Here is a 15,248-nt window from a genome sequence, read left to right as displayed (position 1 = left end):
AGAATCTCTTCACAAATTCCAAAATATTGTATTCCATTACCCGAGAAAGATAGGCAAAGTATTTGTAATGACTGGTCGTGGTATCCATTGTACTAATTCTTGGTTTTTTATGAAAAAGTTAATTTTTGCGTCTGTTGTTGCTGTTGCCCTTGGAGGTTGTGATACGTCTACGTCTAAACAGCCCGAGGTTGTTGAACCTACCATTAAATGGGTGTTGGATGATGCTAGTATAAAAAATGGTATTACTACCGAAATATATGCTAACGAAGCGTACTTAACTGAATATAGACAAAAGTATAACGAATACATTTCTTCCTTACTCGACCACTTGAATCTAGATGAACTCCCTGACGACATTTGGGAAGCATACAAAATTACTAATGGTGAATATGAAGGCTTCACCGAGTCATTTAGTATTGGTGCTGATGTGGAGTACTCTGACGAATTCAAACTTAGTTCAGCTAAGATAAAGAAGAAGATCAACACACCTTCATGGGAGACTGTTGGTTATGCGTTCGAATACAAGATCGATCCGGGAGGGCTAGGTTATAACGACCCTAAATGGCGAGGTGATATAGAGGGTGTTATTAAGATCGATAATGGCGTCTATACATATAAGTTGGAAAAGTTTGCCCGCATCGACTACTCCAGCAGTAGCTTCGAAAGCCGTGAAGGCGAAGTAACTTTCACTGTCCGCCAAGATGGTATGATGATGGTCGAAGTGGAAGATGGAAGAACCACAAAAGTAGATAAATCTGGTCATACCAATGATAAGATGACTAAGGTTATGAAGTGCTACACCTCTAATATCAAATCGAATGAGTTCACTTGTTCTGGTACTGAAATGGATAGAGATACAGCACTCTCACTATTCAATGCAATTACATCACATAACGAAGAAGCAGTTATGTCTGACTGGTTCCATCGAATCTATCAATCACAGACTTTAAACCCAACGAATTAGTGCGCCAACTATAACCTGTTTCTGTCCCCAAACCACTTAGCGTAGATGCTCTTCACTAAACCTGTATGCGCTGATTGACCAACATTTTTAAATGTAGAATGCTGACAGGTGCTTCAGCCACTTCAAAAATAAAAATGCTCAGTAAGAGCAACGAGGTCTACCCAACATAGTTTAAGGATGAGTATGAATGGCAATGAAGAGATCATTATTTTTTTGGCAATTATAGGACTCCCTATCTGTATATGGGCATTAATCAAGATGCCTAACGCTAACAAATGTGGGTCGTGTGGCCTCCCTTTGAATATGCATCGTCAAAAAACATATCACTCTGTTATAGAAAACAAAAATATTGAGCTATGTAAGAAGTGTTATAAAAACCGCATCCCATTTATTCCTAGAAAAACTAAATCGCAGCCAAATAGGCCAGTCAGTGCTAGTAGTGAAGCCAGTTCAATAAATGAAGTGGTTGAAGAGGTAAAGCCTCTTACTAGAAGTAGCATGCCGCAACGCTGTAACTCAGTCAGTGCTCTTGGAGAAAGCATTTCAATTAGTGAAGTAGTTGAAGAGGTAAAGCCTCTCACCAGAAGTAGTATGCCGCAACAAGCTAACCCAGTCGGTGCTCTTGGTGAAAGCATTTCAATTAGTGAAGTACTTGAAGAAATTAAGGCAAACAACTGTTTTTGGTTGGATACCGAAACTACGGGTGTCTCTAGTAGTGATGAAATTATTGAGTTATCAATATGCACGCATGATAAACGAGTTGTATTTGACTCAATACTTAGCTCAAAAGTTAACTGTAGTGCGCAAGCTAGAGCCGTGCATGGCATAACTGATGAGCAGATTGCTAATGGAATGCCTCTAGAATCAGCGAAAGCAGCCTTAATTGAATTGTTAGAAGGAAAAACGATAATATCGTTTAATGTAGATTTTGACTGCCAGATGCTGTTCCAAACCATTGGGATAACAACTAAAAAAAGATTTTGTGTAATGAAATGGAGTCAATCTGTTCTTGATTATGAAAGATGGCCTCGACTGGAAAAAGTTTGCGAACGGCTTAATATAAAGCAGCCAGAAGCACACCGATCTCTTGCTGATACCATTACTACAATTGATGTATTCAACAAATTGGTTGATCTTACAAGTAACCACAAATCCCTTCTACGGGACTTCGCCTTAATTGACCTCAACGCTATAGATCAACTGGGAGGTGAAGAAACCCTATTTCTATCACCTAACTCAAATATATTTGCTTTTGATTGTCTCATCGATCGATATGGTAATGAGATCATTGGTATACGTTCAAAAGCTTTAAAGAGGATGTTAAAAAGAGAAGGGACAAGGATTTTTGTAAAAAATGGTCGTAAGGGCAAGACATTGAAAGTTCAATACATCGATAAACCTGATATGCAACTACCAATATCCGTAGAGGAATTGAGTCATAGACTGGATGCGTTGAAACTAAAAAAAATAAATCCAAATAAATACTTGAGTTTGAAAGCCACGATTACTCAATCAAGCATAAATAAAACTACAAATGAAATCATAGATGGCACGTACTACATCCCTTCAATTGTTATTAACGCAAAGATATATGAAAGTTTAGAGAACTTACCAATCTTCCATAACAGCGATAGAGAGAGTATTGCTTTTACAATCAAGACTCCGAAAAATACCTTGAAAAGGTTATTTGCTCTAGGGTTACAAGGGTATTCATCAATTCTAAAGGTAATTGAGCATGATAACCAAGTAACCATTACCGCTTACCATCTTCTGGATGCACAAAAAATAACCATCCTTAATGCTTGGAGTCTTGATGGAGAGAAGGCATGGTCAGGTGATTACTAACCAACAAGGGTGCATCACTGCAAGTCACGACGAACCTGCTCCGCACTAGCAGTTCTGGACAGAGTATGAGTGATTACTAGCTTGAAAAACGCAGAAACCAAAGCCATAGTGAGTCAAAAGTAGCTTGGATTTTTTGTCTTTTTTTGAGCATGGTTTCAGTGATTACCGAACCCTAATTTTTACTGGGGTTCGGTAATTGTCTACCATTGACCATCATTGACCACGCGTGGTCAACAGAATAGAAAAGACGCCCTGAAGCACTCTTATTTTGCTCGTTCTGACAAATATGTAAGTAGGTAGTTAGTTAAGGCAATACGAAAAGCTCTACCACCCCCAGTAACGTTTTTATAGCTTTGCCCCGACATGTCAAGTTCCAGTGCATCGCACCTTCCCCAGTGCTTAGCTGATTTGGAGTAATCCAGACGACCTAAAACAGCCCCAGCCTTAGCAAACTCTTCTAAGTTTTTTTTCTCAAGGTAAAGTTTATGTATGACTAGCCCTAGTGATTGCCAAAGCGTCGTTGAGTAATGAAAGCCATTTTTATGTGAAAGCAGTTGAGCCTTTACTGAGTTCAACCACGCTTCCATAAATATACAAATATAGGGCTTTATCGTATCGATATGCTCGGCACTAAATGACCCAGAACCAAACAAATCGACTTTGTTTTTATCTTGGTAATCTGCACCGCCGATTGCACCAAGAACTAAACGAATCATCGTTGCCTCAGTAGTCACATATGGGTCTTTTACCGAAAGCCTAACTGATGACGTTTTCATTCCCCCGAAAGAATCAAGAGCTATATCATTCGCAATCTCTTTCACATAAGTGTTCAAAGGCAATTCAGCATTTAGACTTTCAATTAAAGGTGCATAAATGTTGTTTTCAGCTTGGCTGTATTTTTTATAAAGAGTAATACATGCCTTTTGTGACAGCGGCTCTGTGGGTGAGAACAACAAGTTGACTTGCACAGGATAACTTGCGAGTTCTTGCCTAACTCGACTATTTTTCTGAGTTAAATTCTTAGAGATACGCTTTTTCTCGAAAGGATGACTGAAACCACTAATCTGCATCATGGCAAACAGCGTAATTACACCATCCACAATCATAGTATCTAGAGGATCGTATTCTATTTCGACTATTCCTCTACCTAAAGTCTTATGACTTAAGATTTCCTCCACAACAAAAGTGAGAGATGGGGGGGGCACCTCCACTGCGTTATCTAAGCCTGATTCAATAGCATTCTTTGCTAGCTCTATTCTCTTTTGATTGTTTCGGCTGTGTATAGTTTGAAAAGCTTCTTCAAGTTCATTTGGTACGTCAAATAATGAGAATAAATTAAACAAATCAATAACTTTAACATTTGCCATTAATTGCTGAACTTTTCCAAACGTGTGCATTGAGCACAAGCCTTCCAACTTGACAGATTTCTTTTGCAATGAATGACCCCCTCATTATGTTGAGCCTGCATTCTAAATTGAGATTAAAATAAATATTGATCGGACGGCCCGTCCGATCAATAATTGAACGCCTAAAATTGTGGAATTGGAAGGTTTTAGACTTATAAACCTGATAGATTTGAGGTAAGAAAATGACTAGAGATATAGATAAGGATCAAGAAAACAATGAGATAGAAGAATCCATTGTTCAGGGGTTAATGGATAAATATCAAAAATCTCCCAGTGAATACTTAGCCAGCTCAAAGCAGTTAATTGAATCATCCACTCTCAAGCTAGATAGGACGGTAATGGACGAAATCTTTAAATCGAATTCCCAGTACTATCCTCAACTCAAGATCATAAATCTAGAAACTCCTATTCGGCATGAGGTTGTACATATTTCTCCAACTGTAGCCAGAGACATGCTTAAGTTTTCAAGAAGAGGAAAAATTAATACCGACTTAAGCAACCGTCGAGTTAACCGAAGCACAGTCAAAAAGTTCACGGAAGACATGAATGAGGGACGGTGGTGTCTTACTGGAGAGCCGATCATTATAGGTCATGACGGTGAAATACTGGATGGTCACACAAGGCTAGAGGCCGCTTCGAAATCAACTTACGGTTTTATTGCGATCATTATTTGGGGGGTATCAGATGCTCTAGCATTTGCTCACACTGATACTGGTAACGTCCGTTCAAGGGCGAACGTCCTTGAAATGGCAGGAGTTAGCGTAGATGCAAAGGTTCTTTCTCAAGTAGCCATGCTTTCAAAGGCTTTTGACATGACAGCCAACCCTTATGCCTTTAGAGGCACTCAAGGCACTTCATTTAAGCCCGCTGAAATTCTTGATTACGTACAGGGTAAAGATGAGCTGGCGTGGTCAGTTAATCTGGTTGCATCTTTAGCAAAAGAACATAAGCAACAAATTCAAGCACCTCAGGCAACTTTGGCGTTTGCGCATTACCTTATAAACGAAAAATTAAAAAACTATGAAGGCGATGAAATTCCTATTACTCCGGATATGTACATCTCTAATGTCATATCAGGGTTGGGACAAACTTCAACAGAGAGCATTGAATATAAAGTACGAGACTACCTTGAATCGATACGAAAGGAGTCTACGTCATATGCACTATTATGCCGTTTATCATGCATTTTCAAAGGGTGGAATACCTATTTCAATATTCCGGTGGTAGGCAAAAAAGTTTCAGTTAGACGTGTAGCGAACTTCGTGAAAAATGAAGAGGGTGAACGAGTTCCTGCAAAAGCAGCAGGAAACATCAAAGAAGCTTTCACAATACCATTTTTAATGCCCGGAAAAACGCCTAGCAGACTGAAGAAGCAATCTGCTATGAAACAGGTAGATAAATAGTTTTTTTGCAAGGTGGCAGTATTGGATTTAATTTGTACTGACTCACGCTCGCTCTAAGAGTTTTGGGGCGTATCTTGACCTGATCGTACAGAGGTTAACCCACTTTTCGCATTGGTGCCTGTCAAATTATATCTGGGCTAGACTATTTTCTGCCCAGACTAATTCCCATCTTCTAATTCTAATATTTGTAATGGCGGACTTTAATGCTAGTCCATATTATTTTTCATTTCTCGGCATAGATTTGTGAACTGCTTAATTTTACTATTGTAATCAGTTAGGTCATATTTATACGTGCTATATTTTGCCTTTGTTCTCATTACTTTAGATTGTGCAATATCGTCTATAAATTTGGTCACATTTCTTTCATCAAAGTCACTGTAGTCAACACCGCTTTTTCCGTTTGTTGCCTTCCACAACGACTCTTGTCTAAAGTCCATCAAGTCAAGGTCATAAGCATCATTTTCGTCAAATCTTACCTTAATACTTCCCCCGTCAACATAGGTACTAAATGAATAGTTTTCGGTGCTAGCATCACATTTAAAAAATATCGAAGATCTTTTGGAACCCTTTTCATCACGAATGTCGAGGCGATACATTGTTGGCTTATCTTCAAACTCATCTCTTTTTTGAATAATACTCTTGGAGGGTAGATTCGTGCTTATGGTGCAATTTGACCTGTAGTTCCAACCATTGCTCGCGGCAGTGTACGTACCATTACATTCTATAGAGCTAGTAATCGTATTTGCTTTCGACGACGCAGCTAAAATAATATTCAATGATATTAGTAGAATTTTTTTCATGTATTTGTCCGACAAGATCGCATACTTAAACTTACTCTAAAAAGTTTGCATATGACACTTGTTTCTATTAAATGCTGAGGATAACGCAATGCCCAAACTCCTGCAAGCTTACCGAGGTTATGAAATATCTTTATTAAACAGCATATGTGTGCTTCAACTCAAAACACCATGCGGCTGCTTTTATTGAGTAAGCCATGCCTATAAAAAATGGACAAGTTCGAACCAGATGTTTCAGTGGAACCTGACACATCAATAGATGTGAGAAAACGGATGAATCATTATTTAAAACAATATAACCGTATGATAGAAAAAGCCGTAGCTAAACGTGGCCAGCCCGACAGGTATAACACCCAACGAATCAGTGGGCTTATTCAGCATCACATCATTCCACAGTACTTAGGGGGGAGTGATGACGGTACTAACATTGTATACCTGACCAATCAAGAACACTGTGAAGCGCATGGTTTGTTTGCTAAGGCTAACCCTGATGACAACCAAGCCTACTTTGCGTGGTGGCGTATGGTAAATGTGGATGGTGTCATAGTATCTTCAGAAGATTACGGTACAGCACGAAATGAAAGCATCAAACGAAGATTACTTCTATCAGAGGCTCAAGCTAAAAAGGCTGATGACATGTATAGAAAGGGGTTGACTGGTCGTGAAATAGCTGTGGAATTTGAATGTAATGAACAGGCTGTACGTAACGCTATGCAGTTCTATTGTAATACGCAGTTCAAAGGTATTGGAAAAAGAAACGCTAAACTAGATGAAGTTGAGAGCACTATTGCTATTGCAGAATATCACGAAGGTAAGACTCTAAGTCAGATTGGTGAAAGGTTGGGATGTAGTGCAACAGCAGTACAATATGCATTAGAGCAGGCAGGTGTAGCTCGTAGGAAGGGGGGTAGAAACGGTATGCCTCACACCGACGCAACCAAGAAAAAAATTGCCGTAGCTAATGTTGGGAGATCATTTACAGGTAAGACTCGGCTATTAATGTCAGCTAACTCACATATGAAAGGGAGGCTTCCATGGGAAAACCCTAGCACTACTAGCAACCCTAATGCAATGTACGTATGGCAGCAATTAGAAAGTATCTATGGATTGTGGCTTTCACTAGAATGTTGTGGTGCAGCCAAACTTCATAAAGCCGCAAAAGACAATTTCGGGATTACTTGCTCAATTCGCCCATTTCATACTGCTATTGCTATCTTCAAGGACAAGAACAAGTTGGCTACAGTAATCATTGAACAACAGTCAATTGGTTGGTGGTCTAAACAACCATAAGTTGGATAACGCTTTCTGAGGCAAGCCAACATAAATAGGACGTGAATGAGTCAGCGAAGAACTCGTTGACTTGAATGTGGATAGAATTATTTTTCAATAATTTGCTAAATTAGCAAATTTCAAACAATGTTCAGGTATTGAAAGTTTGCTCAAGAAACTGCCTAGTTTGGGGCGTGCATTTCAGTGAGGATTCTTGCCCGAGTTTTATTAATCGAATAGAACAACTAGCCTCAGCTTCTGCTGGGGCTTTTTTAAATCATAGAAAACTAATTTTTGATTGAAATAAAACTATATTTGGTTAACAATATGGTTGTTCGCTTTTTGTGTGCACACTTCGGTTGTTGCGATCTCTCGTTTCAGGAAATTGATGACCGGATAATAGCGAAATGACTGTTCGGAATGCTCCGAAATATTCATTGTGATTTAAAGGGGACTAAAATGACTCATACTATTGACATAACCGTAGAGACATATTCTCGGTTAGAAAAGCTAGCTGTTGGCTTTGATAGTCCTGAAGCCGTTATCAAGCGACTTCTAGATAAAGCTGAGGGTAAACCAGAAACTAAACCAACGTTAACGTTCATTCCAGAAGACGAAATTGAATTTAAACGAGAGCTTATTAAATCTAAGGAAGCCGAAGTGGTGCTTTACAAAGTCGACGGAACTCGTGAAGTTAGCCGATGGAATGCCAATCGGTTAACAGAGTCTTCAAACCTAAGAGGTAACTTGTGGTCTGGCTTGCTACGTAACTGGAAAGAGAAAGGAATTCAGAAAGCACACTTTGTTGTATTACCGCTAGCTCAATTCTACCCTGATGGCAGTACTGACCGTGTTGATATAGATAAAGCCTTATCACTACAACTAAATCTTACCTACGAAGAGATGCAGTTGCTTGAATATGAAGTCCATGAATCTGAAAGCGATGATGGTTTACTCTATGGTCACTATATCGAAGTTGATTTAGATAGTAGCGATCCAGAAGTGCTCGAAATGGCAGGAATCACTGCTGACAATTATTCTTTCGAAGTTCACTTAGACTGAATAAAATCGTTAAGACGCTCTCAAAATTATTTCTGAGAGCATTTTTGTTTTAAGGCTAAAGTTTTGATCAGAGAAGTTTAGTACCAAACGAGAATAGATAGAGGTTTAGTGATCAAGACGAGACGTACTTTATGCAGTCTGAGGAGGTTCTTTGTTTTTTCGATGGGATAGCTTGTCAAACTCCCTAGAATGAATAAACTATGAATAAACGAAGGAAGTTAGAGTTACGCCTCTAGATCATCAAGATGAACCAGTTAAGCTAATAATAGTAAGTTTGACATTAATCTACGGTCCTGAATCTTCTGGTAAAACAACCCTAACTCTAGAATGTATCGCAGCTGCACAAAAGCAGGGTAAAACTTGTGCCTTCATTGATGCAGAGCACGCACTAGACCCAATCTATGCTAAGAAGTTAGGCGTTGATATTGATGCACTATTAGTTTCTCAGCCAGATACAGGTGAGCAAGCGTTAGAAATCTGTGACGCGCTAGCTCGTTCAGGTGCGATTGACGTTATGGTTGTCGACTCTGTTGCTGCATTGACACCTAAAGCGGAAATCGAAGGTGAAATGGGCGATAGCCATATGGGTCTTCAAGCACGTATGCTTTCTCAAGCGATGCGTAAGCTAACAGGTAACCTAAAGCAATCTAACTGCATGTGTATCTTCATTAACCAAATTCGTATGAAGATTGGTGTGATGTTTGGTAACCCAGAAACCACAACGGGTGGTAACGCACTTAAGTTCTACGCATCTGTTCGTCTAGATATCCGTCGTACGGGTTCTATTAAAGAAGGCGACGAAGTAGTAGGTAACGAAACTCGCATTAAAGTTGTGAAGAACAAGATTGCTGCGCCATTCAAACAAGCAGAAACTCAGATTCTATACGGCTTGGGCTTCAACCGTGAAGGTGAGCTGATCGACCTAGGTGTTAAGAACAAGCTAGTTGAAAAAGCAGGTGCTTGGTACAGCTACAATGGCGATAAGATCGGCCAAGGTAAAGCGAACGCATGTAAGTACCTGAAAGAGAATCCAGAAGCGGCGAAAACAATCGATAGTAAACTACGTGAAATGCTACTAACGCCAGCTTCTCCTGAAGAGCCAGAAACTGGTGAAATGCCGCAAGAAGAAGAGTTCTAATCTTGCTGATAGCATTCTATTAAAGCCCTGCAATGCAGGGCTTTTTGCGTATTACTAACCAGTTTTATTTTCCATGTATTATCGAAATAACCCGCCAACCCTCTCCGTCAAAGAAGCCGCTATTCAGCTGCTAAGCCGTCGCGATCATGGTCAATATGAATTGGCGCAGAAACTGTCGTTAAAAGGTTATGAGCAAGAAGAGGTTGAACAAGCGCTCGACTTTTGTGCCTCGCATAATTATTTAGACGATGTACGCTACGCTAAAAGCCAAGTGCGACAACATGTGTATAAAGGCCATGGCGAGCGAAGAATTCGCCAAGAGTTACAGCAAAAAAGGGTGTCAGAAAACGACATAGAGACGGCTTTGGCTGAAGAACCTCAAGATTGGTATGAGCTAGCCAAACAAACCGCATATAAAAAATTTAAAGGTGCAAAAGCACAAGATCACAAAGAGTACGCCAAGCAAGTTCGATTTCTGCAATATCGTGGTTTTGACTTCGACCAAATAAATTATGCACTAAGTGCAAGCGATGAAGATTGATAGAGTAGTAATTGTTTGATTTAACGTATAACGGTCAGCTTTTTGTCCATTAGCCTTCACTTCTTGTTCAAAACCCTCAAATTAGACCAATAACCAAGCTAGCATCTGATGCGGGCTTATGTGTACAATACAGCAAAATTCTATCTCGACTATTTTCAGGAAGAGCTGCATGTACATGAGCACAGATGAGGTTCGCAACGCGTTCCTTAAGTTCTTTGAGAGCAAAGGACACCAAATCGTAGACAGTTCATCGTTGGTTCCACATAACGATCCAACCCTGCTATTCACCAATGCAGGTATGAACCAATTTAAAGATTGCTTCTTAGGCGCCGAAAAGCGTGCCTACACTCGAGCAACTACGGCTCAGCGTTGTGTACGTGCGGGTGGTAAACATAACGACCTTGAGAACGTTGGCTTCACAGCTCGTCACCACACATTCTTTGAAATGCTTGGTAACTTCAGCTTTGGTGATTACTTCAAAGAAGACGCCATTGCGTTTGCTTGGGAGTTTCTTACTAAGACTCTGGGCCTACCAGAAGAAAAACTATTGGTTACCGTATACGAAACAGATGACGAAGCATTCGATATCTGGAACAAGAAAGTAGGCGTGCCTGCTGATAAGATCGTTCGTATCGGTGACAAAGAAGGCGGCAAGCAGTTCGAATCTGATAACTTCTGGACAATGGGTGACACAGGTCCTTGTGGTCCATGTACTGAAATCTTCTACGATCACGGTGAGCACATTTGGGGTGGTCGTCCTGGTACTCCTGAAGAAGATGGTGACCGTTTTATCGAGATTTGGAACAACGTATTTATGCAGTTCAACCGTCATGCTGATGGCACGATGGAACCACTACCTAAACCTGCGGTTGATACAGGTATGGGTATCGAACGTATTTCTGCAATCATGCAGGGCGTTCACTCTAACTACGAAATTGATGTATTCCAAAAGCTAATCAAAGCAGCAGCTGAAGTGACAGGTTGTGATGACCTATCTAACCAATCACTGCGCGTTATTGCTGACCACATCCGTTCTTGTTCATTCCTTATTGCTGATGGCGTTATGCCTTCAAACGAAGGTCGTGGTTACGTTCTACGTCGTATTATTCGCCGTGCAGTTCGTCACGGTAACAAGATTGGTGCGAAGGGCGTATTCTTCCACAAGCTAGTTGGCGTATTGGCTGAAGTGATGGGCTCTGCGGCTGATGAGCTTAAGAAGCAGCAAGCGGTTGTAGAAAAAGTGCTTCGTATTGAAGAAGAAAACTTTGGTCGTACGCTAGAGCGCGGCATGGTTATTCTAAATGAAGCACTAGACGCACTTGAAGGCAAAGAGCTTGACGGTGAAACCGTATTCAAGCTTTACGATACTTACGGCTTCCCTGCTGACTTAACTAACGACGTTGCACGTGAGCGTGACTTCACTATCGATGAAGCAGGCTTCGAAAAAGCGATGGAAGAGCAGCGTCAGCGTGCTCGTGAAGCTGGCCAATTTGGTACAGATTACAATGCAACGCTTAAATCAGAAGTAGAATCAGAATTCTGTGGCTACACAGGCACAGAAGGCAACAGTAACGTTGCTGAAATCTTTGTCGAAGGTGAAGTGGCTGAATCTCTATCTGCTGGCGATAAAGCAATCATCATTCTTGGTGAAACGCCATTCTACGCTGAATCTGGCGGTCAATGTGGTGATACAGGTGTACTGAAAACTGAATCAGGTCTGTTCAAAGTAGAAGATACTCAAAAACTGGGTAATGCGATTGCACACCACGGTATTCTAGCTGAAGGTGTTCTAGCAAAAGGCGATGCTGTTGAAGCTATCGTTGATGCGGAACGTCGCGCTGCGGTATCCCTAAACCACTCTGCGACCCACTTACTGCATGCTGCACTTCGTCAAGTGCTTGGCGAGCATGTTGCGCAGAAAGGCTCACTAGTTAAGCCTGATAACCTACGTTTTGACTTCTCACACCTAGAGGCGGTAACGCCAGCTGAGTTGAAAGAAGTAGAACGCTTAGTGAACGCACAAGTTCGTCGCAACCACGTGATTGAAACCAACGTTATGGACATCGAATCTGCTAAGCAGAAGGGCGCTATGGCTCTGTTCGGTGAGAAATACGATGATGAAGTTCGTGTGCTATCTATGGGCGAGTTCTCTACAGAACTTTGTGGTGGTATCCACGCGTCTAATACTGGTGATATCGGCCTATTCAAGATTACGTCAGAAGGTGGTATCGCTGCAGGTATTCGTCGTATTGAAGCGGTAACGGGTGAAGGTGCTCTAGATGCAATCGAAGAGCAACAAGCTAAGTTCGAAGAGAAGCTAGCAGAATCGGCATCTAAAGCGAAATCTCTAGAGAAAGAGATTCAAAAGCTTAAAGAGAAAATGGCTGCTGCAGAAAGCGCGAACATCATGGGTAAAGCTCAAGAAATCAATGGCGTTAAAGTACTTATCGCTGGCATGGAAGGCGCTGATCCTAAGAACCTACGTACCATGGTCGACAACGCGAAAAACCAAATGGGTAGCGGCGTTGTCATGATCGCCAACGTTAACGGTGACAAAATCGGCCTTATCGCCGGTGTAACCAAAGACCTTATCGGTAAAGTCAAAGCGGGTGACCTAGTTAAGATGGTTGCTGAGCAAGTTGGCGGTAAGGGCGGTGGTCGCCCAGACATGGCTCAAGCGGGTGGTACTGATGTTGCAGCTCTACCAGAGGCAATGAAGTCAGTACAGCCATGGCTAGAAGAGCGCCTATAAACGCTCACCAATAAAATTTCTACGCTCAATTGTTTCTGCGATTGGGCGTATTTTTTTGGATATTCCAAGTAGCAGAATACCAATTAAGTTTGTAATCTGCTGCTAGTAAATAGATTGATTATCTACTCTGCTAAAGCAAGAGAGAAAACGAGAGACTGCGGTCTCGGGAAGGTGAAGACTGGTGAAAAAGCCCCTTATCGTGCAAAAGTTTGGCGGAACCTCTGTAGGCTCAATAGAGCGTATTCAAAATGTCGCTGAGCACATCATTAGAGCGAAGAATGATGGTAATCAAGTGGTTGTTGTCGTATCAGCTATGTCAGGAGAAACCAATCGATTGATGGATCTCGCGAAGCAAGTTGATAGCGTGCCAACAGCTCGTGAACTTGATGTTTTGCTCTCCGCTGGTGAACAGGTTTCAATGGCCTTATTGGCCATGACGCTGAATAAAATGGGTTATACCTCCCGTTCACTGACCGGAGCACAAGCGAACATTGTGACGGATAATCAGCACAATGACGCAACGATTAAATACATTGATACCGCGCCAATCCTTGAGCTTCTTGAGCAGGATCAAATTGTTATTGTGGCGGGTTTTCAAGGCATCAATGAGAAAGGGGATATCACAACCTTAGGTCGTGGTGGTTCGGATACCAGTGCTGTAACGCTAGCGGGCGCATTAAACGCAGATGAATGCCAGATATTTACCGATGTTGATGGTGTCTATACTTGTGACCCTCGCGTGGTGAAAGAGGCGAAAAAGTTGGCTGTGATTGATTTCCCATCCATGGAACTGATGGCTCATAAAGGTGCGAAAGTACTGCATTTGCCGTCGGTGCAATATGCATGGCGTAATCAAGTACCACTGAGAGTGGTCTCGAGCTTTGACCTTAATGAAGGCAGTTTAGTTAAGGGTGAAGTGTGCCAACAAGATGTTTGTGGCTTAGCAATTCAACGTGATATGTCTCTTGTTCGAGTTGATCGTACAGCGTTCTCAAGTTTAGAAAAACAGTGTCAGATGCTGGGAATTGAAACTTGGAGTGTGATCGACCATGCAGAATGGGTAGGTATCGCGATAAAACAGGACGCTTACACCAAGCTAGAGCTAGTTTTCAAAGACAAAATTAGTAATAGTGAACAGGTGAGTCTTTTAACCATTGTTGGCTTACAAGCAGAACACCTAGCGGAACGTTCCCAAGAATTGCTCTCAAAGCAAAGCATTGCGGTACGATCCGTTGCAATTGACAGGCAATCAATAACCTTAGTGTTGTTACCAGAATGTGTCGACAAAGCGGCGAACATCCTGCATCATGCCTACGTTACTTCTAGAGAAGCGCTCGATTGCCCACAAAAACATGCCTTTCTAGGCTAGATTTATAGTTTACGAAAATATAACTTTTGATGGATAATAGCTTCATAGCAAGATAAATCAGAGATTACTCAAGGAGCACAGAATGCTAATTTTAACTCGTCGCGTTGGCGAAACTCTTATGATTGGTGATGAAGTCACTGTAACCGTACTAGGCGTTAAAGGTAACCAAGTACGTATCGGCGTAAATGCTCCGAAAGAAGTGTCTGTTCACCGCGAAGAAATCTACATGCGCATTCAGGCAGAAAAAGGTAATGGTAACGTTGCATCAGGCAACTACTAATTACAGAAAAGAAGCTGGCAATTTGTCAGCTTTTTTTGTGGATAAAAAAGCAATAATTATGCGGAAAAGCACGAATAAACACCGCTTTGATTAAATACCCAACGGTTGGATGACTTTTTACTATTTTTGCCAAGAAAGTGTTTGACATATTTTTGGTAAATCGTAATATGTGCCTCCGCAAGACGGTGAGGTGGCCGAGAGGCTGAAGGCGCTCCCCTGCTAAGGGAGTATACGGCTTGATACCGTATCGAGGGTTCGAATCCCTCCCTCACCGCCATTCTTGCTTCTTCTATTTTTTAGAAGATTTGCTCTTCGGAGCATAGCTTTGAAACAAAGCATATTGCGCGCTCGTAGCTCAGCTGGATAGAGTACCTGGCTACGAACCAGGCGGTCGGAGGTTCGAATCCTCCCGAGCGCGCCAT

Annotated in this window: 11 protein-coding genes, 2 tRNA genes and 1 pseudogene; 12 read left to right on the top strand and 2 right to left on the bottom strand. The window is 41.4% G+C overall.

Annotated features, from left to right (window positions below; all coding sequences use genetic code 11):
- Positions 1 to 67: 67 nt before the first annotated feature.
- Together MU515_RS13325 and MU515_RS13320 are read left to right on the top strand one after the other, a co-directional pair.
- A complete protein-coding gene (locus MU515_RS13325) occupies positions 68 to 964 on the top strand; it encodes a hypothetical protein (RefSeq protein ID WP_260260920.1) in 897 nt (298 codons plus the stop codon).
- 183 nt (positions 965 to 1,147) lie between these two features.
- Positions 1,148 to 2,809, top strand: coding sequence for a 3'-5' exonuclease (locus tag MU515_RS13320; protein ID WP_260260919.1), 1,662 nt, complete (start codon positions 1,148 to 1,150; stop codon positions 2,807 to 2,809).
- Positions 2,810 to 3,072: 263 nt separating this feature from the next.
- On the opposite strand, the gene MU515_RS13315 is transcribed toward MU515_RS13320, so the two are convergent.
- The gene (locus tag MU515_RS13315) at positions 3,073 to 4,245 is read right to left on the bottom strand and encodes a DNA sulfur modification protein DndB (protein WP_260260918.1); all 1,173 of its coding nucleotides are present in this window, start codon (positions 4,243 to 4,245) and stop codon (positions 3,073 to 3,075) included.
- 152 nt (positions 4,246 to 4,397) lie between these two features.
- Between MU515_RS13315 and MU515_RS13310 the strand changes: the two genes are divergently transcribed.
- Entirely contained in the window at positions 4,398 to 5,618 is a 1,221-nt protein-coding gene (locus MU515_RS13310) for a ParB N-terminal domain-containing protein (protein WP_260260917.1), read from the top strand.
- A gap of 206 nt (positions 5,619 to 5,824) precedes the next feature.
- On the opposite strand, the gene MU515_RS13305 is transcribed toward MU515_RS13310, so the two are convergent.
- A complete protein-coding gene (locus MU515_RS13305; protein WP_260260916.1) occupies positions 5,825 to 6,418 on the bottom strand; it encodes a hypothetical protein in 594 nt (197 codons plus the stop codon).
- A 207-nt stretch (positions 6,419 to 6,625) separates the two neighbouring features.
- Here MU515_RS13305 and MU515_RS13300 point away from each other — a divergent pair, with 207 nt between their 5' ends.
- From MU515_RS13300 to MU515_RS13260, 9 genes and pseudogenes are all read left to right on the top strand, one after another.
- Positions 6,626 to 7,705, top strand: a complete 1,080-nt coding sequence (locus tag MU515_RS13300; RefSeq protein ID WP_260260915.1) for a hypothetical protein — start codon at positions 6,626 to 6,628, stop codon at positions 7,703 to 7,705.
- 438 nt (positions 7,706 to 8,143) lie between these two features.
- A complete protein-coding gene (locus MU515_RS13295) occupies positions 8,144 to 8,746 on the top strand; it encodes a hypothetical protein (RefSeq protein WP_260260914.1) in 603 nt (200 codons plus the stop codon).
- 283 nt (positions 8,747 to 9,029) lie between these two features.
- Positions 9,030 to 9,884 (top strand): annotated as a pseudogene (gene recA / locus MU515_RS13290) (recombinase RecA); the annotation flags it as partial.
- A 73-nt stretch (positions 9,885 to 9,957) separates the two neighbouring features.
- Positions 9,958 to 10,425, top strand: a complete 468-nt coding sequence (recX, locus tag MU515_RS13285) for a recombination regulator RecX (protein ID WP_260260913.1) — start codon at positions 9,958 to 9,960, stop codon at positions 10,423 to 10,425.
- Between the two features lie 169 nt (positions 10,426 to 10,594).
- On the top strand, positions 10,595 to 13,177 hold the full coding sequence (gene alaS / locus MU515_RS13280) for an alanine--tRNA ligase (RefSeq protein WP_260260912.1): 2,583 nt from the start codon (positions 10,595 to 10,597) through the stop codon (positions 13,175 to 13,177).
- A gap of 181 nt (positions 13,178 to 13,358) precedes the next feature.
- Positions 13,359 to 14,546: an aspartate kinase gene (locus MU515_RS13275; RefSeq protein ID WP_260260911.1), complete on the top strand. Its 1,188-nt coding sequence runs from the start codon at positions 13,359 to 13,361 to the stop codon at positions 14,544 to 14,546.
- An 82-nt stretch (positions 14,547 to 14,628) separates the two neighbouring features.
- On the top strand, positions 14,629 to 14,826 hold the full coding sequence (csrA, locus tag MU515_RS13270) for a carbon storage regulator CsrA (RefSeq protein WP_004415691.1): 198 nt from the start codon (positions 14,629 to 14,631) through the stop codon (positions 14,824 to 14,826).
- A 184-nt stretch (positions 14,827 to 15,010) separates the two neighbouring features.
- Positions 15,011 to 15,103: transfer RNA gene (locus MU515_RS13265), tRNA-Ser, on the top strand.
- A gap of 67 nt (positions 15,104 to 15,170) precedes the next feature.
- Positions 15,171 to 15,247: transfer RNA gene (locus tag MU515_RS13260), tRNA-Arg, on the top strand.
- The last annotated feature ends 1 nt before the right edge of the window (position 15,248 follow it).

Source organism: Vibrio intestinalis, from assembly GCF_025195085.2.
Classification (GTDB): Bacteria; Pseudomonadota; Gammaproteobacteria; order Enterobacterales; family Vibrionaceae; genus Vibrio; species Vibrio intestinalis.
The sequence above is the reverse complement of the archived record's forward strand: the minus strand, read 5'-3'. Positions and strand labels throughout refer to the sequence as shown.